This window comes from Moorena sp. SIO4E2 (assembly GCF_010671945.1).
Lineage (GTDB): Bacteria > Cyanobacteriota > Cyanobacteriia > Cyanobacteriales > Coleofasciculaceae > Moorena > Moorena producens.
In genome coordinates, this window is the sequence record NZ_JAAHIE010001001.1 from 1 (window position 1) to 1,967 (window position 1,967).

Consider the following 1,967-nt stretch of genomic DNA (forward strand, 5'->3'; position numbering starts at 1 on the left):
CGTTAATTTTTTGGCTAGGGAACCTGTGTTTAGGACTGGGTATCCTTGGCATGCTACTGATCTGCTGGTGGCAGCAAGACTTAACAGTGATGGCGTTAGTACTCCTATGCTGCAGCCTTGGCTATATCTACCAAGGACCTCCGTTTCGCTTAGGCTACCAAGGTCTAGGAGAGATTCTGGCCTTTTTGAGCTTTGGTCCGTTAGGTATGTCAGCTGCCTACTACAGTCAAACCCAGAGTTGGTCTGTCACTAACCTGGCGGCATCGATAATTGTGGGTCTTGCCACTACGTTAATTCTATTTTGCTCCCATTTTCACCAAGTAGAGGATGATATAGCAGCTGGGAAGCGATCGCCTATTGTTCGCCTTGGCACCAAACGGGGTGCTCAACTGTTGCCCTGGATTTGTGGTAGTCTATTCGCTGCTACTGCTGGGTTTGTGATCATGGGGCTATTCCCAATATGGACATTACTCAGTTTGGTGGGATTGCCCTTTGCTATCAAACTTTGCCGCCATGTTAACGCTCATCACAACCAACCGGAAAAGGTTAGTAATTGTAAGTTTATTGCCGTAGCGCTACATTTTTGGAGTGGACTCTTGTTGGGTGTCGGTTTCCTAATTAACCTGAATTAACCTTAATTGAACGAATTATGTCAGACCAATCCCAGGAGATTCAGGGAATTTTTGATAACATCTCTTCTAACTATGACCAGCTTAATGACAGGATCAGTTGGGGTCAGCATCGAATTTGGAAGCTGATGACGGTTAAATGGGCTGAACCTAAGCCAGGAGATACCTGTGTTGACCTGTGTTGTGGCAGTGGAGACCTGACTCGACTATTAGCGGAGAAAGTAGGCACTCTAGGAAAGGTGTATGGAGTAGATTTTGCGCCCCAGATGTTAGCGATCGCAAAACAAAAATCCTCTGAACCACAGATTGAGTGGGTAGAGGCGGATGTTTTAGATTTACCGTTTGCTGACAATACCTTTGACGGAGCAACTATGGGATATGGATTACGTAATGTCGTAGATATTCCCAAGAGCCTAAAGGAAATTTACCGTATTCTTAAACCAGGGGCTAAAGCAGCAATTCTTGACTTTCACTTACCCTCTCAGCCTCTGTTTCGGCAGTTTCAACAGTGGTATATGGAAACTATTGTTGTTCCCCTAGCCCGTCAGCAAGGACTTGAGGAAGAGTATGCCTATATCTGGCCGAGTATACAGCGATTCCCCCGTGGTCCGAAGCAAGAATCTTTAGCACGGCAAGTAGGATTTCGTGCAACTCACTACCCGATTGTTGGTGGAACCTTAGGAGTATTGGTATTGACTAAACCTAGAAGTGTTGAATAGGAAATAGGGAATCGGGAATCGGGAATCGGGAATCGGGAATCGGGAATCGGGATGTAAGCATTCAGCCGTCAGCGGTCAGCCGTCAGCGGTCAGCCGTCAGTGGTTAGCTCTCAACCGTTAGCGGTCAGCTTATTTTATTCAAAAGCACCATCTGCGTGGTACAGGCTTTGGCCTTGGCCGTTGGCCACGCTACGCGAATGGCCACGCTGTGCGAACGACGCTGTGAATAACCCTGCAGGCTTCGATGCTGTGATATAGCGCTACGCGCAAGTCAGAAGTCAGAAGTAAGCTATGACTAAGTTTCGGAGTTTAGGAATTGTCTTACATCTGAATGCGTAGTGCTATAACCCATAAGCTGATCACTGAAAGCTGAAAGCTGATAGCTGATAGCTGATAGCTGATAGCTGATAGCTGATAGCTGATAGCTGATAGCTTACATAGGGATGCAGCGCAATAGCAATTAAAAATAGCAATTAGCAATTCATCAATGACGAACTATCAGTTCAAGTTTCACCCATACCAGCGTCCCTTTAAGCATCCGTTGTCTACTAGTCATGGCAAATGGACAGTCAGAGAAGGTATCATTCTTAGCCTTAGTGATGAAATAGGGAACATTGGC

General features: G+C 46.2%; 2 protein-coding genes. Both read left to right on the plus strand.

Annotated features, from left to right (window positions below):
* A partial coding sequence (menA, locus tag F6K37_RS39905; RefSeq protein WP_287256803.1) for a 2-carboxy-1,4-naphthoquinone phytyltransferase occupies positions 1 to 632 on the plus strand: 632 nt, incomplete at its 5' end.
* A gap of 17 nt (positions 633 to 649) precedes the next feature.
* Positions 650 to 1,348, plus strand: a complete 699-nt coding sequence (gene ubiE / locus F6K37_RS39910; RefSeq protein WP_287256805.1) for a bifunctional demethylmenaquinone methyltransferase/2-methoxy-6-polyprenyl-1,4-benzoquinol methylase UbiE — start codon at positions 650 to 652, stop codon at positions 1,346 to 1,348.
* Positions 1,349 to 1,967: the final 619 nt, after the last annotated feature.

Excerpts from the sequence above, each read along its gene's own strand:
- ubiE (WP_287256805.1), top strand. The coding sequence starts at position 650 with ATGTCAGACCAATCCCAGGAGATTCAGGGAATTTTTGATAACATCTCT.